Source organism: Pseudomonas gingeri, assembly GCF_013386115.1.
GTDB classification, from domain to species: domain Bacteria; phylum Pseudomonadota; class Gammaproteobacteria; order Pseudomonadales; family Pseudomonadaceae; genus Aquipseudomonas; species Aquipseudomonas gingeri.
This window is the reverse complement of sequence record NZ_JACAOR010000006.1, coordinates 131,483-151,766: the sequence shown is the minus strand read 5'-3', so window position 1 is coordinate 151,766 and position 20,284 is coordinate 131,483. Positions and strand designations below refer to the sequence as shown.

18 protein-coding genes are annotated in these 20,284 nt (G+C 64.0%); 5 read left to right on the top strand and 13 right to left on the bottom strand.

The window, feature by feature from the left end:
• Positions 1-25 precede the first annotated feature (25 nt).
• The 12 genes from HX881_RS12445 to HX881_RS12390 all read right to left on the bottom strand — a co-directional run bounded on the left by HX881_RS12445 (position 26) and on the right by HX881_RS12390 (position 9,450).
• Complete coding sequence (locus tag HX881_RS12445) at positions 26-544, bottom strand: hypothetical protein (RefSeq protein ID WP_177084734.1); 519 nt, start codon at positions 542-544, stop codon at positions 26-28.
• Positions 541-1,098 carry a GspMb/PilO family protein gene (locus HX881_RS12440; RefSeq protein ID WP_177084732.1) on the bottom strand — a complete coding sequence of 186 codons (558 nt, stop codon included), beginning with the start codon at positions 1,096-1,098 and terminating at the stop codon, positions 541-543. Before HX881_RS12440 ends, HX881_RS12445 begins: the two co-directional genes overlap by 4 nt.
• Before the next feature lie 14 nt (positions 1,099-1,112).
• The gene (locus HX881_RS12435) at positions 1,113-1,655 is read right to left on the bottom strand and encodes a hypothetical protein (protein ID WP_177084730.1); all 543 of its coding nucleotides are present in this window, start codon (positions 1,653-1,655) and stop codon (positions 1,113-1,115) included.
• On the bottom strand, positions 1,655-2,401 hold the full coding sequence (locus HX881_RS12430) for a hypothetical protein (RefSeq protein WP_343054750.1): 747 nt from the start codon (positions 2,399-2,401) through the stop codon (positions 1,655-1,657). The genes HX881_RS12435 and HX881_RS12430 overlap by 1 nt, the downstream gene beginning before the upstream one ends.
• Positions 2,382-4,016 (bottom strand): GspE/PulE family protein, encoded by a 1,635-nt coding sequence (locus tag HX881_RS12425; RefSeq protein ID WP_177084727.1) that lies wholly within the window; start codon positions 4,014-4,016, stop codon positions 2,382-2,384. The genes HX881_RS12430 and HX881_RS12425 overlap by 20 nt, the downstream gene beginning before the upstream one ends.
• 4 nt (positions 4,017-4,020) lie before the next feature.
• Positions 4,021-5,199 (bottom strand): type II secretion system F family protein, encoded by a 1,179-nt coding sequence (locus tag HX881_RS12420; protein WP_177084725.1) that lies wholly within the window; start codon positions 5,197-5,199, stop codon positions 4,021-4,023.
• Positions 5,196-5,690: a lytic transglycosylase domain-containing protein gene (locus tag HX881_RS12415; RefSeq protein WP_177084723.1), complete on the bottom strand. Its 495-nt coding sequence runs from the start codon at positions 5,688-5,690 to the stop codon at positions 5,196-5,198. Before HX881_RS12415 ends, HX881_RS12420 begins: the two co-directional genes overlap by 4 nt.
• 18 nt (positions 5,691-5,708) lie before the next feature.
• The gene (gspG, locus tag HX881_RS12410) at positions 5,709-6,149 is read right to left on the bottom strand and encodes a type II secretion system major pseudopilin GspG (RefSeq protein WP_177084722.1); all 441 of its coding nucleotides are present in this window, start codon (positions 6,147-6,149) and stop codon (positions 5,709-5,711) included.
• A gap of 276 nt (positions 6,150-6,425) precedes the next feature.
• A complete protein-coding gene (locus HX881_RS12405; protein WP_177084720.1) occupies positions 6,426-7,991 on the bottom strand; it encodes a lytic polysaccharide monooxygenase in 1,566 nt (521 codons plus the stop codon).
• Positions 7,992-8,101: 110 nt separating this feature from the next.
• A complete protein-coding gene (locus tag HX881_RS12400; RefSeq protein ID WP_246356496.1) occupies positions 8,102-8,599 on the bottom strand; it encodes a type II secretion system protein in 498 nt (165 codons plus the stop codon).
• Positions 8,586-8,969: a type II secretion system protein gene (locus HX881_RS12395; RefSeq protein ID WP_177084718.1), complete on the bottom strand. Its 384-nt coding sequence runs from the start codon at positions 8,967-8,969 to the stop codon at positions 8,586-8,588. Before HX881_RS12395 ends, HX881_RS12400 begins: the two co-directional genes overlap by 14 nt.
• Positions 8,944-9,450, bottom strand: a complete 507-nt coding sequence (locus HX881_RS12390) for a prepilin-type N-terminal cleavage/methylation domain-containing protein (RefSeq protein ID WP_177084716.1) — start codon at positions 9,448-9,450, stop codon at positions 8,944-8,946. The genes HX881_RS12395 and HX881_RS12390 overlap by 26 nt, the downstream gene beginning before the upstream one ends.
• Positions 9,451-10,342: 892 nt before the next feature.
• On the opposite strand from HX881_RS12390, the gene HX881_RS32980 reads away from it, so the two are divergent.
• The 4 genes from HX881_RS32980 to HX881_RS12375 all read left to right on the top strand — a co-directional run bounded on the left by HX881_RS32980 (position 10,343) and on the right by HX881_RS12375 (position 17,371).
• Entirely contained in the window at positions 10,343-10,465 is a 123-nt protein-coding gene (locus HX881_RS32980; RefSeq protein ID WP_256261915.1) for a hypothetical protein, read from the top strand.
• 164 nt (positions 10,466-10,629) lie between these two features.
• Complete coding sequence (locus tag HX881_RS12385; protein ID WP_177084715.1) at positions 10,630-14,082, top strand: GMC family oxidoreductase N-terminal domain-containing protein; 3,453 nt, start codon at positions 10,630-10,632, stop codon at positions 14,080-14,082.
• A gap of 162 nt (positions 14,083-14,244) precedes the next feature.
• Positions 14,245-16,116 (top strand): c-type cytochrome, encoded by a 1,872-nt coding sequence (locus tag HX881_RS12380; RefSeq protein ID WP_177084713.1) that lies wholly within the window; start codon positions 14,245-14,247, stop codon positions 16,114-16,116.
• 10 nt (positions 16,117-16,126) lie between these two features.
• Positions 16,127-17,371 (top strand): metallophosphoesterase family protein, encoded by a 1,245-nt coding sequence (locus tag HX881_RS12375; protein ID WP_017123226.1) that lies wholly within the window; start codon positions 16,127-16,129, stop codon positions 17,369-17,371.
• Between the two features lie 192 nt (positions 17,372-17,563).
• Here HX881_RS12375 and gbcA read toward each other — a convergent pair whose 3' ends face one another.
• Positions 17,564-18,859 (bottom strand): glycine-betaine demethylase subunit GbcA, encoded by a 1,296-nt coding sequence (gene gbcA / locus HX881_RS12370; RefSeq protein ID WP_017128781.1) that lies wholly within the window; start codon positions 18,857-18,859, stop codon positions 17,564-17,566.
• A 284-nt stretch (positions 18,860-19,143) separates the two neighbouring features.
• On the opposite strand from gbcA, the gene gbcB reads away from it, so the two are divergent.
• On the top strand, positions 19,144-20,244 hold the full coding sequence (gene gbcB, locus HX881_RS12365; protein WP_177084711.1) for a glycine-betaine demethylase subunit GbcB: 1,101 nt from the start codon (positions 19,144-19,146) through the stop codon (positions 20,242-20,244).
• Positions 20,245-20,284: the final 40 nt, after the last annotated feature.

The following is a 20,284-nucleotide window of genomic DNA, read 5'->3' as shown; positions in this document are numbered from 1 at the left end:
TTCTCTTCGCTAGAGCCGTCCGTGCTCAGGGAGTATCCAGGCGCAACGTGGTCACCTGGCGCAGGGGCAAGTACGTCAGCACCACGCTGGTGTCGGTCAGTTTGTCCAGTCGATAGTCCTTGCCCAGGTTCGCTCCCGGGCGGATATGTCCTTCCACCGAGCAGCTCTTGCACAGGGTGTAGCGCACGCCCTGGCCTTGCAGCACGACGATCTTCGACTGGCCCTGGTAGCGCCATTGCGCGCTCACCGTGAAGGGCATCGGCGGTGCCTGCGGGGCGACGGGTTTCGCCGGCGCGGCGGGTGGCGCTGGTGGCAGCCAGCTCTGGCTGGGAAACAGATCCACCAGCGCCGTGGCTTGGGGCGGCGCGCTGTCGTCGGGCACCGCTGGTGGCGTGGCGAGCGGCACGCGCGTCGGCGGGCCGGGGGCCGGGATGGGCCCCGGGTTGACTGGTGGCGCAGGCGTGTCCAGGTCCTGCCAGAACAGCCAGCCACAACCGAGCAGCACCACACCGAGCAGCACGCGCAGATACAGCGGCAGCTTCACTTGAGCACCGCCAGCAGGCTGACGCGCAGGCGGATATCCAGTTGCGCGGTGGTGATGTCCTTGCGTTGCAGGCTCAGGCTTTCTATGCGCACGGCCGGTTGTCGCGCCACTTCATCGAGCGCCTTGCGCAAGGCCGGATAGGCGCCGCTCAGCGGAATATCCAGCTCCAGGCGCCGGGTCTGGTCGTCCCCCGGGGACGAGTACTGGAAGTCGGTTTGCAGGACCGCGAAACCGTTTTGTTGCAAGACCGTCAACAGGCTTTCCAGGCGTGCCTCGAAGCTGTCGGTGTCGGGCAGGCGGCGGACCGCCTGCGGCTCGGCGGCATGCAGGTCCAGCGGGCCTTCGGCGATACCCGCCCGGGCCTCGCGCAGACGCAGGGCGCTGTCTTCCAGGCCGGGGACGACCAGGCCCTGGCGAATCACCAGGGCGGCAACGATCAGCAGCAGCGCCAAGCCGCCCCAGAAGCCGAGGAGGCGTTGCACCTGGGCCAGGGACCAGCGCAGCCGCGCCTGGAGTTGGGCGGCGTCGGGCCATTGGCGGATCATCGGCTTCATGGCCTGTCCGCTCCCTATGGGGCACTGAGTTTGAATTTGACGCTCATCGGCAGCATCGGATCGCGGGTATTACGCGCGCTCTGTTGCAGGCTGACGGTGAGGCCGGTGTCGGTCTTGAGTTTCTCGATAAAGCGCAGGCTGCCTTCCAGGCGCTGACTCTCCAGGTCCAGGCTGAGCTCCCGGGCCGCGGTGTTGACCTCCAGGCGCAACAGCGCGACGTCCGGTGACCAGGCCTGGCCGAGGGCATCGAGCAGGGCGAAGGGCGTGGCGTTCTGGCGGGCGAAGGTTTCCAGCTGTTTTTTCTGCAGGGGCGAGGTGCGCAGGGAGGCCTGCATCAACTGTTCCTGCTGGATCGCCAGGGCGGTGAATTGCCGTTCAACCTGCTCCGCCTCGGCTTCGCGGACCTGCAGGGCCTGCCAGTCCGACCACAGCAGCAGCCACAGGGCGAGGGCGACCGCGCCCAGCAGGAGCACCAGCCAGAGATTGGCGCGTTCTCCGCGCAGGTCGATCAGCGGCGCCCGCGGGCGCCGCCAGCGCCGAATCAGGTTCGAGTTCATCAGGCCTGCTCCGCCAGCCAGGGATGCAGCGGTCCCAGCCAGCGCCAGGGCATTGTCGTCGACGGTTCGAAGGCCGACTCGACGGCCACCACCAGGGTCTGCTGTTCCTGTTCGTCGCACAGCACATCGGCCATCAGCAAGGCATCGGACAAGGGCGTTTGCGGGTTCAGCGGCAGGACGCAGACCTGCGCCGGCCAACCCTGGTGGGCGAATACGCAACTGAGGGCGCCGGGTTCGCGAACGGCGAAGCGGTAGTCCTCGGGCAACCCGGGCCAATGGCGTTGCAGGGCATCGATCAGCAGCGGCGCGCAACGCCTGATGGGCAGGTGGCGGGCCTGGAACAGGGCCTTGAGGGATTCCATCAGTTCCGTGTTGACCGCCGCCGCCAGGCGCACGCGGCCGAACGGCGCGGGATCGATCGAAACCTGCCATTGGGCGGGGTCGAGATCGTTGTGCTGGCTGAACAGCGCCATGGCGAAGCCTTGCCAGTCGAGCGGGCTGTAGAGGCCTTCCTGCCAGGGCAGGACCCGGTAATGCACATGGGGAAAGCCCAGCAGCAGGGTGGCCCGCTCCAGGTAGCTCACGCGACCATGAGGTGCCCGCTCCAGCAGCGCGGCACAGGCCGCCAGCGGATCCCCCCGTTCGTGGTCCTGCCAGGGAGGGCCGGCGGGCCAGCGCGGCCGTGCGGCCCAGCGGACTTCGTCCTGGGCCAGCAGCACCACGTGATCAATAAAGGGAGAGGACACGGTGCACCTCCTGCAAGGTGGTGTGTCCGGCGGCGGCGCTCGCCAGCGCGATATCGCGCATGAAGCGGTGGCCCGACTCCCGTGCCAGTTCCCGCAGGGCGGCGGCCGAGCGGCGTTGCAGCAGGCCTTCCTTGAGCGCGTCGGTGACGGTCAGCACCTCCGCCAGCGCCAGCCGGCCGCGATAGCCGGTATGGCGGCAGGCCTCGCAACCCCGGCCGAGCCGGTAGTGGCTGCCGGGCGCATCGGCCGGCAGGTGCGCCAGTTGCAGCAGTTGCGCGTCGGGCTCGGTGGCCTCGGCGCATTCGCTGCAAACCCGTCGCAATAGCCGCTGCGCGACCACGCCGTTGAGCGCCTCGACAAAGCTGGCCGGCTCCACCTTCAGGTAGTTGAAGCGTTCCAGCACGCTGAACGCGCTGTTGGCGTGCACCGAGGACAGCACCAGGTGGCCGGTCAGGGCGGCCTGCACGGCGATCCCGGCGGTTTCGCCGTCGCGGATCTCGCCCACCAGGATGGTGTCCGGGTCGTGCCGCAGGATCGAGCGCAGGCCGCGGGCGAAGGTCAGGCCCTTCTTGTCGTTCACCGGGATCTGCAACACGCCGGGCAACTCGTACTCCACCGGGTCTTCGATGGTGATGATTTTCTTCTCGCCGGTATTGGTCTCCGACAGGGCGGCATACAGCGTCGTCGACTTGCCGCTGCCGGTGGGACCGGTGACCAGCAGCATGCCGTAGGGCTCGCTGGCCAGCAGGCGGATGAGGCCGATCGCGTCCGCGTCCAGGCCCAGGCTGTCGAGGCTCAGGGACTCGCCGCGCTGGGATTTGTCCAGCACCCGCAGCACCGCATCCTCGCCGTGGATGCTGGGCATGATCGAGACCCGGAAGTCGACGTCGCGCTGCTGGATGCGCGCCTTGAAGCGACCGTCCTGGGGCACCCGGCGCTCGCCGATATCCAGGCCCGAAAGCACCTTGAGCCGTGACAGCGCCTGCTCGGCGGTGTCGAGCCCGGCGCTCTGGCCGATCTGTTGCAGCACGCCGTCGATCCGGTACTTGATCACCAGGCCTTCGGGGGTGCTCTCGACGTGGATATCGCTGGCCCGGCTCTGCAGGGCATCGAAGAGCATCGAGTTGACCAGTCGCACCACCGGATTGTCGTCGCGGGCGATGCTGCTCAGGGATATTTCCTGGACCGCCTCGGCCACCCGCGCGTCTTCGTCGTCACGGGCGAACGGGTCCATCACTCGCTGGCTGGCCTCGGCCTTTTTCAGTTGCGCCTCGACGACCCCCGGCAGACTCATCGCCAGGGCCATCGGCGCCAGTTCGGCATGGGCCTGCAGCCACTGGCGACCGCTCAGGGAGAAGGGCGCGCCGAGCACCAGGTAGGCCTGGCCGGCGATCTCCACCGGCAGGGTCCGGCGGTTCAGCGCCTGGGGCAGGGTCAGGGTGTCGAAGCGCTCGTGACCCTCGACCTGGGCCTCGGTGAGTGGCGTCAGGCCCAGGAGCGCGGCGACGTCGGCGAGGTGTTCCGGCGTGTCCTCCAGCACCTGTTGCAGGTACTCCGCCAACGGGATGTTGTCCTGTCGTGCCTGCTGCTGCCATTGCTGCCTGAGTGTGTCCATCGTGCTACCCCTGGATGGAACCGGCCAGTTCGAAGATCGGCATGTACAGCAGGAACACGATCAGCCCGATCAGCCCGCCGACCACCAGCATCAGCAGCGGCTCGAAGACCTTGCTGAACAGCTCGATGGCGCGCTCCAGCGCTTCGTCGTGGAACTGCGCGATACGCTCGCACATGGACGCCAGTTCGCCGCTCTGCTCGCCGACGCGCAACAGGCGCTCGGCGACCGGGGTGGTGAGCCGGTGGCGGGCGAGGGTGGTGGACAGCGGCTGGCCGGCGCGGATATCGCCCAGGCTGCGGTGCAGGTCGCCCTGGCGCTCGGCCGGCAGCAGCGCCCCGGCCATTTCCAGGGCCGACACCGCTGGCATCCCGCCCATCAGCAGCATGCCGGCGGTGCGGTAGAAGCGCGCGAGGATAAACAGCGTGCGCTGGGCACCGAGGCTGGGGATTTTCCACAGCAGGGCGGCCAGGTGACGCTTGACCGTCGCGGTTCGCGCCAGCAGCACCAGGGCGGCGATCACCGCCGCCAGGCCGCCCATCAGCAGGCCGCCCTGTTGCTCCACCAGTTCGCCCCACCAGACCATGAACCGCGCGGTCGCCGGCAGGTCGCTCATCGCGTCGAACACCGAGGCGAAGCGCGGGATCACGAAGAACAACAGGAACAGCAGGATCACCGCGCCCACGCCGAGCACCACCAGGGGATACATCAGCGCGCTGCTGACGCGCTTCTTCACGGTTTCCAGATGGGCTTCGAAGTGATGGTAGCGACGCAGCGCCACCGACAACTGGCCGCTGTGTTCGGAAGAAGCGGCGGTGGCCACCAGCAGGTTGGGAAAGATCGCCGGCTTGGCCTGCATGGCCCGGGAAAAGGCGTTGCCCTGGTACATCGACTCCAGCAATTCGCTCAGCACTTGCCGGTTGATCCCCGGCGCGGCCTTGTCGCGCAGGGTTTCCACCGACTCCACCAGCACCAGCCCGGCATCGAGCAGCACCACCAGTTCCTGGATAAACAGGCCCAGGGCGAAACGCGCACCGCGTCCCGGCCATTTGAACGAGGCACGCTGGCGCAGCGAGACCACCTGGGCGTCCTGCAACTGGCGGCGGGCATCGTCGAGGTCGGCGGCCTGCAGGCGCAGGTTGCGTAGCTGGCCCTGGCGGATGACGCGGGCATCGAACTCCCTCATGGTCGCCCACCGTTGCGCGCGGCGAGCGTGCCCGCGCTGCGTTGGCGCAACTCCAGCAGGCTGGCGTAGTAGCCCCACACCCGGCGGGCGTAGCGGCTGCGGTTGGCGTCGCGCTCGACGCGGGCACCGGCGTTGTAGGCGCCCACGGCCTGCCAGCCGTAGCCCAGTTGCTGGACGAACTGGGCGAGAATCCAGGCGCCGGCCATGACACTGGTGCAGGGCTCGTCGAGCAGGTTCTGCTCGGCGATCCCGAAGGCGGCGAGGCGCTCCAGGTGGCGGCTGTTGATCTGCATCAGGCCGATATCACGGCTGCCGTCGCGGTTGGTGTTGCGTGCCCGCGGATCGAGCCCGGACTCGACCTGGGCAATGGCGTAGAGCAGCAGCGGATCGATGTGATAGCGCTCGCCGGCGTCCTGGAAACAGTTGGCCGCGCCGGTCCCGGCCATCAGCAGCGCGCCCAGGGCGATCAGCAGTTCGAATGAGTGGCGCATGGGCGGGGGACTCCTGGCTCAGAAGCCAAACACGATGTCGGCGTTGGTCCCGTCGCCCGCGGCCTTGCCATCGCGGCCCAGGGAGATGATCTCGACTTCATGGCCGGTGCCGGGGTTCTTGAAGAGGTAGGGATTGTTCCAGGGATCGGGCGGCACGCCCTTGGACAGGTACGGCCCGTGCCAGCCGGGTTCGCTGGCCGGCCGTTCGACCAGCACGTTGAGGCCCTGGGCCTCGCTGGGGTAATGGCCGTTGTCCAGGCGGTACTGCTGCAGGGCATCGGCCAGGGATTTCATCTGGCCCTTGGCGGTCTGGACTTTTGCCAGCTCCAGGCGGTCGAACATCTTCGGCCCGACATAGCCGGCGAGCAGGGCGATGATCAGCAGGACCACCAGCAGTTCGAGCAGGGTGAAGCCGAATGAGGGCTGTGCGAGGCGCGGGCGTGACGATGGACCGTTCATGGGGGCCGCTCGGCTGATGAGGCAGGGAACGCGGTTACTTCATAACCTATTCCGGCCCTACATCAGGTGGGCACCACCGGCAGGTACACGTTGAACATGTCTCATGGGTGAATGACTGACTGTAACTCTAGTTCAATACCCCCGGCGGCAAGGGACTGGGGGTTATATCTCTTTATTATTAAAAAGAGAGCCCTTGTTGTCGGGAAATATAAAAATGAATACAGCGCAGGGATGACGCCGTACATGAAGTACGGCGTCACGGGGCCTCACCCATTGCTAGAGCTTTTCCCAGGCTTCCTGCCAATGGACGCCGGTGCCGGGGGCATAGGCCCAGGCCGCGCCCTTGCACCAGGCGGTATAGGGCCAGGGTTTGCACTTGTACGTACTGCCGGCGTTGCTCACGACATCGCCTGCCTTGTAGTCCGTACCCTCCACGTAGGGTGGTGCATCGCCGCCGCCCGATGCCGGGGTCGCGGTCAGGGTCACTTCGGCTTCATGGCGTTTCTTGTTGGCTTCATCGTAGACGTTGAGCAACAGCTTCGCGCTCGAGACCTTGTCACTGGCCGGCGTGGTAATGGTGAAAGTGGGTTCGGTGTTGGAGCCATAGGTCCAGCCCGGCCCACCCACGAATGCCCAGACATAGCGCAGTGGCGTGCTGTTGTAGGAAATGGATTTGCGGCCGTCCAGGGTGAACCGTTCACCGGCCTTGATCTGGGTCGCCCCCTCGATCACCGCCACGGGGGGGCGTTCATCCACCGGACCGGGGTTCTCGCCATCGCCTTCGGCGTCGATGGACATCTGCGTGGAGTTTCTGGCATCGCTCAGGTAGTTGTAGTTGGCGTAGACGTCAGTGGGATTGAAGGTGATGGTTTCATCTTTTTTGACCCCGACACGAATGAGGTGCTGGCTGCTGCTCAACTGGTTCGCCAGTTGCGCGCCCCACACCGCGGGATTCTGGTTGCTGGCGTCGATGGGCAGTTTCAGGTCGACCAGTTCGCTGACCGCCCGGTCATGTCCGAATACGCGAAAGTGCACGGTATCACCGGCCTTTGGATCGATCCCGTTGCCGTCGATAAACACCTTCTCCTTGATCCAGGGGGAGGGTTGGGTCTTGTCGTCGAAAGCGATATCGCTGCAGCCGTAGAAACCTTCACCCTCCGGATCCCGGCGCTGCCAGCGGGTGAAGAGCACGGCATTGCCCGTGCGACCCGGAGGAATCTGCACCTTGAGCAGAAAGAACGTGTTGGGGTCCGAGATGATGGGCGCGGGGGACCAATCCTTGCGGACATCGGTCAGTTCCTGGGCGTGAATCAGTTCCAGGTCGTCCCACCCCAGTTTACGGGTCGCGCTGTCGTAGCCGGGCTTGCTGAGGTAGACCCTGATGAAGCTGGGCATATGGGGCTGGGTGGTGGCCAGGCGCACCGTGATCTTGCCCGAGTCATCGGGTGTCACCTTGGTCTTGGTCCACTGCGGCATGGCCATGTTCAGCACATCCATCCCCGAGCGGTTTGCCGAGCAGAGCTTGCCGTCGGGTACGATTCTCCTGGCGGCGGCATCGCCGCCGTCCGGATCCGCGTAGCTGCCTTTGATGTTCGCGCTGACCTCATGCCATTGAGTGATCCCGTGGACCAGTTGTGCCGGGTATTCGGTCTTGGCCCTGCGGCAGCCCTCGTCCTTCATCTGCTCGGGAGACCCGTTGAAGTCCTGGAAGCTGCGGCACAGTACCTGGCGTGTCGCAGGCGATTCGATCGCCCCATGGCTCCAGCCCAGCGCCGGCATCGCCAACAACGCCGCCAGGGCGCAGCGGATAATGGATCGTGCGTAGAAATGTAAGCTGTTCATAGTTCAGTCCACGTTCAAGTTGGAAAAAACCACCCGAAGCGTTTCGGGCTTTCGGTATTTCACTCAACGACTGGCTTGATCACCCCACATGCTCACCTCCAACGTAGGTTCTACGTTCTTTTGGAGGAGCTACTCTGTCCAGGCCGGTACAGAAACTGCCACCCCTGATAACTGCCTTGCCCTGTGAAACTCTCCTGGTAGCGGCGAAAGTTGCCCTGCTTGAGGGGTTGTCCCGGCGCCTGGCTGAACACGCCCATGATGGTTTGCCCGGGACCGGCGATGATGCCCCAGTCGGCCTTGCCGCTCATGGGATCGGGGTAGACCCGGCGCAGGTAGCGCTTGATCGTCGGTTCGCGGCGGTCCAGCAGCAGGTCCTCGAGGGTCTTCGGGTACAGCCTGTTCTTCTGTTCGTAATACAGGCCGATGGCCCGGCGGATTTCCTCGCCCTGGGCGAGCAGCTGCGCCTCGCGTTCGCGGCGCAGTTGGGTCGACCAGAGCACGCCGACTTCCATCAGCAGCACGGCGACGATGGCCACCGAGACCAGTAGGCCCATGAACACCGAGCCGCGCTGCGGTGCGCGTACATGCCGACCATTACCAGGAGCCATAGTCCGTTCCATCCACTGCTTGCCCGGGTGCGCCGCTGTGCACATCGCCGAAACCGCTGTCCTCGCCGCTCTGCAAGCGCCAGGTATCGCGCCGCCCGGTGATCGGGTCGCGGGGGATCTCGCGCAGGTAGCGGTCGTTGACCAGGTCTTCCAGGGATTCGGGGTTGCTGCCCTTGTCTTCGCGGTAGTGATCGAGCGCCTGGCGGATCGACACCAGGTTGTGGCGCAACACGGTTTCCTGGGCCTTGGTGTGCTGGCGAAAATACTGCGGCATGACCAGGGTCATCAGCGTGGCGATGATCGCCATCACCACCAGCAGCTCGATCAGGGTGAAGCCCCTGGCCTTACCATTGATTGTACGGAGTCCCATTGAGGCCCTCCCGCTGGCTGGTGGAGCTGATATCGAAGACGTCTTCGCCTTCGGCCGGACTCTCGGCGGTGCTCTTGTAGCTGCGCAGGCGCCAGGTTTTCTCGGCGGGCAGGTCCGGGCATTCGCAGACCGGGTCGCGGGGAATACGGCGCAGGAAAAAGATCTTGCCGCCGCTCGGGTCGCTCTTGTCGACGATGCCTTCGATCAGGGTTTCGAGGGACGGTGGATAACCGTTGCCCGTGCCCTTGTCGATCCGTCCGTCATCCACCGCCTCCTTGTAGGCGTCGATGGCACGGCGGATCTCCCGCAACGAGCGTTGCAGGTCGAGTTCACGTTCGCGTTTGCCCATCAGGGCGGTCAGCGGATAGGCCACCGTGGCCAGGGTTGCCAGCAATGCCAGGGCAAGCAGCAACTCGATCAGGGTGAAGCCGGCTGCGGATGGGCGGCGAGACGCTAGGGGAAATAGCGCAAGCGGCCGCATGGAGATCGCACCATCTGGACATCCTCGGGTAAATGCGTCAGGCCAAGACACCTTTACTGCAAGAACATGGCGCGCTGTGCGAGAAGTGTAGTCGATAGTTCAAGGATGCCAGGCGAGCCCTTCGGTGGGGCGCGCCGACAAATGTCCACAGAGGCTGTTGGCGGGTCTGTGGATAAGATGTTCGTGCATCGCTGTATCCCGCGCAGATCAAGGGGCGTAGCCCTTCGTACGAAAAATGATCAGCCTAACTGACGGTTTTTGTTCAGGTTTTTGTGTGGATAAGAGGAGTGCCGGATGCTGCTTCGCGGGCGACTTGTTAACAAAGTCTGTTGGCGCTTTTGTGGATAAGTTGTTCGCTGTCCCTTGCAGGCCTTGTTTTACAAGGTCTGCAAGGTGTTGGTCAAAAAACATCCAATTGCAGTACTTTCTTCACATGATTAGCCTGAAACCTTCATATCTCGCGGTTTTCAGAGGTTTTCCACAGAGGCTCGGGGAAATCGCCGACTTGCACACAAAGTCTGTTGGCCTTTCTGTGGATAAGGTGTTCGCGGTCCTCTACGAGCCTTTTAAATCGCGGCTTGTATGCTATTGATCAATAAATGATCAAAGGTGGCCTGAACCGGTCTTTCTGAATAAGTCACGGATTTTATTCAGATTCTCTCGTCATCGAGAGGGCATGAACCGGTACTTGCCCACATTTGCTGTGGGTGGTTCTGTGGATAAGTTGTTCGCCAAGCCCGCCAGGCCCCGGTTCTTATAGCGCAGAGTGCTATAGATCAAATTTCATACAGTTCTAAGGGTGTTTATTGACACCCCTGCGGTCAAAGTCTTCACTCATGGCACAAGGACACAACGTTATTCGCATCCATATCAGGTTCAGGGAGAACGCTTGATGGGTCGCCAGCCGTACCACCACCCGCCGTCCCCCTCCACCTTCAATGCCGTGGCTCGAGCCAGTGCCCTGGTGCCCAGGCGCATTCATCGCCATGCCACCAACCAGCGTGCGCGCCTGTAGCGCCTGACCCGGCGCTTGCGCGCCATCCCGATCTTTTGCGTATGCCCGGCTTGTCTGGAGAACCCGCGTGCGCGCTCGCCTGTTGCTCCACCGTCTGCCCCCGTGGTGGCAACCGCAGAGTTGCCCGTCTTAGCCCGATAGAGGGCCCGATAGAGGAAACAACCATGACACGGATTTCGACATCCATCAGTGAGATCAAGGAACGCTACGACGTTATCGTGATCGGTTCCGGCTATGGCGGCGGCATCGCCGCCTCACGGCTGTCGCGTGCCGGGAAAAGCGTCTGTCTGCTGGAGCGCGGGCGCGAGATCCAGCCGGGGGAATACCCCAACACCATGGTCGCGGCGACGGAGGAGTTGCAGGTGCATGATCCGGATGGCCATATCGGTTCGCGCACCGGCCTGTTCGACCTGCACGTCAATGCCCAGCAGAACGTGGTGGTCGGCTGTGGCCTGGGTGGCACTTCGCTGATCAACGCCAACGTGTCCCTGGAGCCGGAGCCGGGCGTCTTCGATGATCCGCGCTGGCCCCGGGCGGTGCGCGAGCACCGCGACACCCTGCTCGCCGAGGGTTATGCGCGGGCCCGGGAAATGCTCAAGCCCAATCCCTATCCGGCGTCCGCGCCCAAGTTGGCGAAGCTGGACGCCAATCGCAAGTCGGCGGACTACCTGCAGGAAAAGGCGCATTTCTATACCCCGCCGATCAATGTGACCTTCGACAAGCTGCCAAACAACCTCAACCACGTCGGCGTCGAGCAACTGCCGTGCAATCAGTGCGGCGACTGCGTCTCGGGCTGTAACAACAAGGCCAAGAACACCACGCTGATGAACTACCTGCCGGATGCCTGGAACCATGGCGCGGAGATTTTCTGCCAGGCCGAGGTGCGGCACCTGGAGCGCGACGGCGATGGCTGGATCGTGCACTTCCAGTACCTGGACAGCGGCCGGGAGAAATTCTCCGCGCCGACCCTGTTCGTCAAGGCCGACATCGTGGTGGTGTCCGCCGGCACCCTGGGCTCCACCGAAATCCTCCTGCGTTCACGTAGCAAGGGCGTGCCGATGTCCGGGCAACTGGGCGAAAACATGAGTGGCAACGGCGATATCCTCGGCTTCGGCCACAACTGCGAACAGACCATCAACGGCATCGGTTTCGGCGCTCATTCGGCCAAGGAACTGCAACCGGTGGGCCCGTGCATCACCTCGATCATCGACATGCGCACCGAAGGCGACTGGCGCAGTCGCATGGTCATCGAGGAGGGCTCGATCCCCGGCGCCCTCGGGCGTCCCATGGTGCCGGCCATGGCCGGTTTCGCCGAGATGATCGGCGAGGCCACCGACAAGGGGGTCAGCGCCGAACTGCACTACAAGGCCCGCGAGGCCGAGAGCTTTCTGCGCGGCCCCTACTACGGTGCGCTGCACAATATGCAGACCTACCTGATCATGAGCCATGACGACGGCAAGGGACGCATGGTGCTGGACGCCCAGGACCAACTGCGCATCGACTGGCCGGGCGTGGGCGAGCAGGAAAACTTCAAGCTCGGCAATGACCGGCTGCACCGCTCGACCCAGGCCCTGGGCGGGGTCTGGGTGCCGAATCCGATCTGGACCAAACTGCTCAAGCACAGCATCGTCTCGGTGCACCCGCTGGGCGGTTGCGTGATGGGCGAGGACGCCACCCAGGGCGTGGTCAACCACAAGGGCCAGGTGTTCAGCGGCACCAGCGGCACCGATGTCCATCCGGGGCTGTACGTGACCGATGGCGCGGTGATCCCGACGTCGCTGGCGGTCAATCCGCTGCTGACCATCTCCGCGGTCAGCGAGCGCAACATGGGCCTGCTGGCCGCCGATCGTGGCTGGGTCATCGACTACCGCCTGCCGTCGGCACCGCGCAAACCGGTGGCGCCGCCGACCCTCGGCGTGCAGTTCACCGAAACCATGAAGGGCTATTTCTCCAGGGATTTCACCCAGCCCCAGGGCACCGACCTCAAGCTGTACGAAGCGGCGGCCAAGAGCGGCGAGGCACAGAACTCGCCCATCGAGTTCACCCTGACCATCACCGCCAATGACCTCAACCGGATGATCAAGGAGCCGGAGCACGCCGCCACCCTGGTCGGTACCCTCAATGCCCCGGCGCTGTCGCCGTATCCACTGACGGCCAGCAACGGCGTGTTCAACCTGTTCGAACAGTACCAAGAGCAGGTCGGCGTACGCCATATGAACTACGACATGAAGCTGACCGCCGAGGACGGTCGTGACTATTACTTCAGCGCCTTCAAGACCGTGCCCGAGGATAACGGCGTGCTGAATATCTGGCCGGACACCAGCACCCTCTATGTCACGCTCTACCAGGGGCCGGACAAGAGCGGCGCGGTGCTCGGCTCCGGGGTCATGCATATCCTGCCCGCCGACTTCGCCAGGCAGATGACTACCATGAAGGTGCTCAATGCCCGCAACGAACGCGAGCGTATCGAAGCCCTGGCGCGCTTCGGCAAGTTCTTCGCCGGGATTCTCTGGGAAAGCTACGGCGGGGTGTTTGCCGGCGATATCTACTTCAACCCGGATGCGCCGCCCCGGCACAAGCGGCCGCTGGATGCGCCGGTGCCGACCGTGCATTTCTTCGAGACCGAGGACAAGGTCCAGCTGCGCCTGACCCGTTACCAGGCCGGCAGCAAGGGCCCGGTGATGCTGGTGCACGGGCTGGGCGTGGGCTCGAATATCTTCTCCACCGACACCATCCAGACCAACCTGCTGGAGTACCTGTGCAAGCATGAGTACGACGTCTGGCTCCTGGATTTCCGTGTCAGCATCCTGTTGCCGGCGAGCAAGCACGAGTGGAACGGCGACCAGATCGCCCAGTACGACTACAAGGCCGCCATCGCGCAGATCCGCCAGGCCACCGGGGCCCTGGACGTGCAGTGCGTGGTGCATTGCTACGGTGCCACGACCTTCTTCATGTCGCTGCTGGCGGGGTTGCAGGACGTGCGCTCGGTGGTCTGCTCGCAGATCGCCGCCGATACCGTGGTGGCCACGGCGACCGGGATCAAGGCCGGCCTGCACTTGCCGGGGATGCTCGATGCGGTGGGCATCAAGTCACTGACCGCCTATGCCGACAGCAAGGAGAGCTGGTTCAACAAACTGTATGACAAGGCCCTCAACGTCTATGCGCGGATCGAGGCCCAGGGCTACTGCACCAACCCGGTCTGTCACCGGATCACCTTCATGTATGCCTCGCTGTACCGTCACGACACCCTCAACGAAACCCTGCACGACAACCTGCACGAACTGTTCGGCGAGTCGAATATCCAGACCTTCGAGCACCTGGCGCTGATCTGCCGCAAGGGGCATCTGGTGGACTTCAAGGGCAATGACGTCTACATGCCGCACTTCGAGCGGTTGCAGATGCCGATCTGCTTCATCAGCGGCGCCGACAACCAGTGCTACCTGCCGGAAAGCACAGAGAAGACCTACGAGCGCCTGGTCAGTCTGCACGGCCCCGAGCTGTTCAGCCGCCATGTGGTGCCGGGCTACGGCCATATCGACTGCATGTTCGGCAAGAACGCGGTGGTCGATGTGTACCCGCTGATCCTCGAGCACCTGGAGAAGACCGCGCTGGGCTGATGCGCATCAGTCTGGAAAACACCGCGAAACCTTGTAGGAGCCGGCTTGCCGGCGATGAGGCCCGCAAGCCTTGCATCGACCTCGCAACCGCCATCGCCGGCAAGCCGGCTCCTACAAGGATCGTGCTCGGCCGGAAAAAACGGATTGGCAGGGAAGGATGATATGGACAGTTACATCCGCTGGTTTCAACGCTTTATCTGGATAGGCATCGTGATGAACATGGTGTTCGCACTGCCTGCCCTGTTCGCTCCGGCACTGCTGACCTCGGTGGTCGGCCTGCCGCCGGTGCTGTCGGACCCCTGGCTGGAAAACGCCGGCATGCTGCTGGTGGGCATCAGCGTGTTCTACATGCCGTCGGGCTTCAACGCCCGGCGTTTTCCCATCCACTCCTGGCTGTGCGTGCTGACCCGGTTGATTGCCGTGGCGTTCTGGATCTACCTGATCGATACCAGCAACCAGGCCTCGGTGTTTTTCCCGATGCTGATGGGTGACCTGAGCATGTTCCTCATCCTGGGGATCCTGCTCTACCTCGGCAGCCCGCCGGCCGAGCGGCCCTGGGCGCTGCTCGCCAGTGGCTGGCACAGCTGGTGCCATGGCTGGGCCGTGCGCTGGCAGCGCCACGGCTTCCGCGTGGGCCTGCTGGTCACCGTGCTGGTGCTCGGTTTTATCGGCTACCAGACCTGGTACAACATGCTGCGGGTGGTGCCCGAGGAGAAGTTCGCCTCCGACGAGGACCACTTCAAGTACGCCGCCATCGGCCTGGGGATCGAGGCGCGGATTCCCTACTACCTGTTTGCCGTGCTGCCGCAGATGTGCCCGGAAAAGATGCCCAGGGCCGGCGCTGGCTGGGAGTCGTTCGGCTTCCTCTACGAAAATGGTCGCGACCTGCCCATCGGCATGGCCAAGCGGCAGATCGGCTACCCGACGGTCGAGCCCAACTGCGCCCTGTGCCATACCGGCTCGTACCGTGCTTCGGCGAGCGATGTCGCCAGGCCGATCGCCACGGCGCCGGCCAATACCCTGCAATTGCAGGCCTTCCAGTGGTTCGCCTACGACTGTGCCAGCGATCCGAAATTCACCACCGACGCGGTGATGACCGCGATCAACGGCAAGTTCCAGCTGGGCTTCTTCGAACGCCTGTACAACCGCTACCTGATCATCCCCATGGCCAAGACCGCGCTGCTCAAGCAGAAGCAGGCCTACGCCTGGCAGAAACTGCGGCCGGCCCAGGGGCCGGGGCGCACCGACACCTTCAACCCGACCAAGATGGTGGTCTTCGGTTTCCCGGATGACTCGACCATCGGCACCGTCGACCTGCCGCAGATCTGGAACCAGAAACCGCGCGAATCGCTGTACCTGCACTGGGACGGCAACAACAACGATATCCACGAGCGCAACTACGCCGCCGCCATGGCCGTGGGCGCGACACCGCAGTCGGTGTTGCCGGCCAGTTTCAACCGGGTTACCAACTGGCTGCTCGGCACCAAGCCGCCGGCCTGGCCGTTCGCCCTGGATCAGGCGCGGGTCGCCCAGGGCAAGCCGATCTGGGACAACAACTGCGCGGGCTGCCATGAGTTCGGCAAGGCCGATACCGGCCAGGTCACCACCCGCATCGATCAACTGGGCACCGACCCGCATCGCCTGGATTCCTTCACCGTGGGCCTGGTGCAGGCGTTCCATGGCTTCAAGAAACCGCCGTTCGACTTCAACGCCTACCGCAAGACCCAGAGCTACAGCAACACCCCCACCGATGGCGTGTGGATGCGCGCGCCGTACCTGCACAACGGTTCGGTGCCGAGCCTGTGGGATCTGCTGCAGACCCCGGACAAACGCCCGGTGGCGTTCAGCACCGGCTCGGATGTCTACGACCCGGTCAAGGTCGGCTTCGTCACCAGCGGCCAGCAGGTCGAGGCACCGGGCTACTTCAAGTACGACACGCGCCTGGAAGGCAACCACAACAGTGGTCACCTGTACGGCACCCAACTGACCGACGCCGAGAAATGGGCGCTGATCGAATTCATGAAGACGTTGTAGGGAGACCGCCATGACCATGCATCATTTTGAACACGAGCTGGCGAAGATCCGCGTCCGCCTCAGCGGCTTGAAGGCACGGCTGGAGCTGTCCTGGAAAAAACTCATCAGCGAGATCGAGCCCGAAGAGTTCCAGGCCATCCAGATGCTCCTGCAGCGCGGCCATGACCAGGCCCAGTACGTGCTGGAACACGGCGACCTGCCGACCGACGAGCCGTCGGTGCCGTGGGAGCTGTCCCATGGCCTGTCGATCCTGCACCTGGGCGATGCCAAGGCCCTGCCGACCTCGGAGGCGCAGTTGCAGACGCGGGTGCTCAAGGACGGTACGCTGCTGGGCTGTCGCAAGTGGGAACTGCTGGACCTGCTGTGGAGCGAGGCGCTGATCAAGTGGATCGAGAATCTGCGGCGTCATGCTACCTTCGCTACCACGCCGATGGTGATGATGATGGATCGCGACGTGGTCCTGGCGATTGCCGGCGACTGGGGCACCGGGCCGTTCGACAGCCATGCGCCGGCGGTCGCCGTCGCCAACCAGATGCAACTGGCCCAGGCCGATTTCACCATTCACCTGGGCGACGTCTACTACGCCGGCACCGGCTCCCAGGAGGACGTCGACATGGCCGGCTGGCCGATGGGCAAGCACGGCGCGTTCACCCTCAACTCCAACCATGAGATGTACAGCGGTGCCCACGGTTACTTCGCCGAGCTCAAGTCCCGTTTCCCGATGCAGCAGGGCACCAGTTACTTCGCCCTGTACAACGATGACTGGCTGATCGTCGGGCTGGATTCGGCCTATGCCTCCAAGCCGCTCAATCTCTACATGGACGGCACCCTGAACCCGCAGCAGATCGACTGGATGAAGACGCTGCCCAAGCGCGGCAAGCTGATGGTGCTCAGTCATCACCAGGGCTTCGATATCAGCGGGCATAACCCGAACGACCTGTACAAGCAGGTGTGCGCGGCCCTGGGCCGGGTGCCGGACTACTGGTACTGGGGGCACCTGCACAACGGCATCGTCTATGCCGAGCTGAACGGGCTGCGGGCGCGCTGCGCCGGGCACGGGGCGATTCCCTATGGCGTGACCAGCGAACTGGACGGCAATGAGCGGGTGCTGTTTTCCGAGACGCAGAATGCCGGGGACGATGAATACCCTGAACGGGTGCTCAACGGCTACGCGCGGGTGCGCTTGAGCGGGGAGAACATCATCGAGGAGTTTGTCGGCGAGGATGGGTCGGTGCGGTGGGCGTCACACGGGTAGTTCGCTGTTGACCGCGCTGTGGGCGTGAAGCGCGACCTTGTCCTGGGACCTTGTAGGAGCTGGCTTGCCAGCGATGGCGATGCCAGCCGCACCGCCGCTTTCGCGGGCAAGCCCGCTCCCACAGGAGGGTGGCGCACCACGGACTGTCGTCTAGCCCGGGGCCGTGTGGGAGCGGGCTTGCCCGCGAAGCTTTTAGCCGTGAACGGGTACGCCCTTGAGGTACGGTGCAGGCTCGGCCCCGAGGTTGCTCAGCAGGCGCTCGCTGTACCAGTCGACGAAGTTGACCACGCCAAACTCGTAGGTCTTCGAGTACGGGCCCGGCTGATAGGCCGTGGAGTTGATGCCGCGCTGGTTTTCCTCGGCCAGGCGACGGTCCTGGTCGTTGGTCGCATCCCAGACTTCACGCATGCGCGCCACGTCATAGTCGACGCCTTCGACCGCGTCCTTGTGCACCAGCCACTTGGTAGTGACCATGGTTTCCTGGGCGCTGATCGGCCACACGGTGAACACGATGATGTGGTCGCCCATGCAGTGGTTCCACGAGTGCGGCAGGTGCAGGATGCGCATCGAACCCAGATCCGGGTTCTTGATCCGGCCCATCAGTTTCTTGCAGCCCTGCTTGCCGTCCATGGTCATCGACACGGTGCCCTTGAGCAGCGGCATGCGCACGATACGGTTACGCAGGCCGAAGCTGGCGTGGGCGTAAGGGATCTTCTCGGCTTCCCAGGCGGCGGCGGAGGCGGCCACATGGTCCTTGAATGCCTGGTCGGCGCGCGGGTCGGTGACGTCGTCCCACTCCAGCAGGGTCTTGAGCAGTTCCGGGTGGGAGCCGCCGCAGTGGTAGCACTCGCGGTTGTTCTCCAGCACCAGCTTCCAGTTGGCCTTCTCCATCAAGGTGGTTTGCACCGCCACCTTGGTGTTCTCCATGTCGTAGGGTTCCATGTAGTGGTTCAGGGTCGCCAGGAACTCATCGATCGGCGGCGGGTTTTCCGCCAGGCTGATAAAGACGTAGCCGCCCGAGGTCTTCACATGCACCGGCTTGAGGCCGTATTGCTTCATGTCGAAGTCGGCGCCCATCTCGGTGCCGGCGAACAGCAGGCGACCGTCCAGTTCGTAGGTCCACTGGTGGTAGTGGCAGACCAGCTTGGCGACCTTGCCCTTGTCGCTGGTGCACAGGCGCGAACCACGGTGGCGGCAGACGTTGTGGAAGGCGTGGACCACACCGTCGGCACCGCGGATCACGATGATCGGGTTCTTGCCGATCTGCAGGGTCATGTAGTTGCCCTTGGCCGGGATCTCGCAGGTCATGCCGGCGATCAACCATTCCTTCTGGAAGATTTCCTGCATATCGATTTCGAACAGCCGCTCATCGGAGTAGAACGGTTGTGGCAGGGAAAAGGTCCGCTCGCGCTCTTGCAGCATTTTCGCGGTGGCCTTGCGTGCGGGTTCCAGCGGATCGCCCAGGCTCAGGGTTGCGGTGACGTCCATCGATTTAGTCCTCATGGCCATGCGGTGTGGCCGGCGAATAGTGGCTGATCAGGGGTGCTACGCAAGGTGTACGTCAGGTGTCTTGGTATGGAGCGAGTGTGGGGGCGGCAGCGACACGAACCTTATCCATGGGCGACATGGCCGAATCCGTTCCCGACGCCCAACCCCCGGTCGTTGGGGGCTGGTCGCGATAAGCATGCCAATGTCGCGGATAGGTAAATGGTCGCCCCGGCGCTTGCGCAGAATCGCCAACATAGAGCCGACAGTCGGCGGTGGAGAACAATATGTCGAACAGCTTCCTCAATCCGGTAACCACCCAGACCTGGGCCAATGGTCGGCATATCGTGCGCTGCGTGAAGGTCATCCAGGAAACCTGGGATGTGCGTACCTTCTGCTTCATGGCCGACCAGCCGATCATGTTCTTCTTCAAGCCGGGGCAGTTCGTCACCCTGGAGCTGGAAATCGAAGGGCAGCCGATCATGCGCTCCTACACCATTTCCAGCTCGCCATCGGTGCCCTACAGCTTTTCCGTGACCATCAAGCGCGTGCCGGGCGGCAAGGTTTCCAACTGGTTGCACGACACCCTGCACGAAGGCCAGGAGCTGGCGGTGCACGGGCCGGTCGGGCTGTTCAACGCCATCGATTTCCCCAGCCCCAAGGTGCTGTACCTGAGCGGCGGCGTCGGCATCACCCCGGTGATGTCCATGGCCCGCTGGTTCTACGACACCAACGGCAATGTCGACATGGTGTTTATCCACAGCGCCCGTTCGCCCAAGGACATCATCTATCACCGCGAGCTGGAGCACATGGCGTCGCGGATCGACAACTTCAGCCTGCACCTGATCTGCGAAAAACACGGCCTGGGCGAGCCCTGGGCCGGTTATCGTGGCTACCTGAACCACAAGATGCTGGAGTTGATGGCCCCGGACTTCCTCGAGCGCGAAGTGTTCTGTTGCGGCCCGACGCCGTACATGAACGCGGTCAAGCGCCTGCTGGAAGCGGCCGGGTTCGACATGAGCCGCTACCACGAGGAGTCCTTCGGCGCGACGCCGCCGGAAGCCCGTGCCGATGCGGTGGAGCAGGCCGAACAGGCCGCCGAGGCGCCGGAAGTGGATGCCGCGGACCTGCACCAGGTGGAGTTCACCGCCACCGGCAAGAGCATTCGCGTGGCACCGGGCGAAACCGTGCACGCGGCGGCGGCCAAGCTTGGCCTGATGATCCCCAAGGCCTGCGGCATGGGTATCTGCGGGACCTGCAAGGTGCTCAAGCTGGGCGGGGAAGTGGAGATGGACCACAACGGCGGGATCACCGACGACGATGTGGCCGAGGGTTATATCCTGTCGTGCTGCAGCGTGCCGAAGGGTGATGTGCGGATCGAGTACTGATCGCACACCGCGGCGCTTCTTTCGCGGGCAAGCCCGCTCC

Coding starts and splice junctions, on each gene's coding strand:
- gspG (WP_177084722.1), bottom strand. CDS start 6,149: ATGAACGGTCCATCGTCACGCCCGCGCCTCGCACAGCCCTCATTCGGC.
- HX881_RS12375 (WP_017123226.1), top strand. CDS start 16,127: ATGACCATGCATCATTTTGAACACGAGCTGGCGAAGATCCGCGTCCGC.
- HX881_RS32980 (WP_256261915.1), top strand. CDS start 10,343: ATGGGTCGCCAGCCGTACCACCACCCGCCGTCCCCCTCCACCTTCAAT.
- HX881_RS12420 (WP_177084725.1), bottom strand. CDS start 5,199: ATGAGGGAGTTCGATGCCCGCGTCATCCGCCAGGGCCAGCTACGCAAC.
- HX881_RS12435 (WP_177084730.1), bottom strand. CDS start 1,655: ATGAACTCGAACCTGATTCGGCGCTGGCGGCGCCCGCGGGCGCCGCTG.
- HX881_RS12400 (WP_246356496.1), bottom strand. CDS start 8,599: ATGGCTCCTGGTAATGGTCGGCATGTACGCGCACCGCAGCGCGGCTCG.
- HX881_RS12440 (WP_177084732.1), bottom strand. CDS start 1,098: ATGAAGCCGATGATCCGCCAATGGCCCGACGCCGCCCAACTCCAGGCG.
- HX881_RS12385 (WP_177084715.1), top strand. CDS start 10,630: ATGACACGGATTTCGACATCCATCAGTGAGATCAAGGAACGCTACGAC.
- HX881_RS12425 (WP_177084727.1), bottom strand. CDS start 4,016: ATGGACACACTCAGGCAGCAATGGCAGCAGCAGGCACGACAGGACAAC.
- gbcA (WP_017128781.1), bottom strand. CDS start 18,859: ATGGACGTCACCGCAACCCTGAGCCTGGGCGATCCGCTGGAACCCGCA.
- HX881_RS12380 (WP_177084713.1), top strand. CDS start 14,245: ATGGACAGTTACATCCGCTGGTTTCAACGCTTTATCTGGATAGGCATC.
- HX881_RS12395 (WP_177084718.1), bottom strand. CDS start 8,969: ATGGGACTCCGTACAATCAATGGTAAGGCCAGGGGCTTCACCCTGATC.
- gbcB (WP_177084711.1), top strand. CDS start 19,144: ATGTCGAACAGCTTCCTCAATCCGGTAACCACCCAGACCTGGGCCAAT.
- HX881_RS12390 (WP_177084716.1), bottom strand. CDS start 9,450: ATGCGGCCGCTTGCGCTATTTCCCCTAGCGTCTCGCCGCCCATCCGCA.
- HX881_RS12405 (WP_177084720.1), bottom strand. CDS start 7,991: ATGAACAGCTTACATTTCTACGCACGATCCATTATCCGCTGCGCCCTG.
- HX881_RS12415 (WP_177084723.1), bottom strand. CDS start 5,690: ATGCGCCACTCATTCGAACTGCTGATCGCCCTGGGCGCGCTGCTGATG.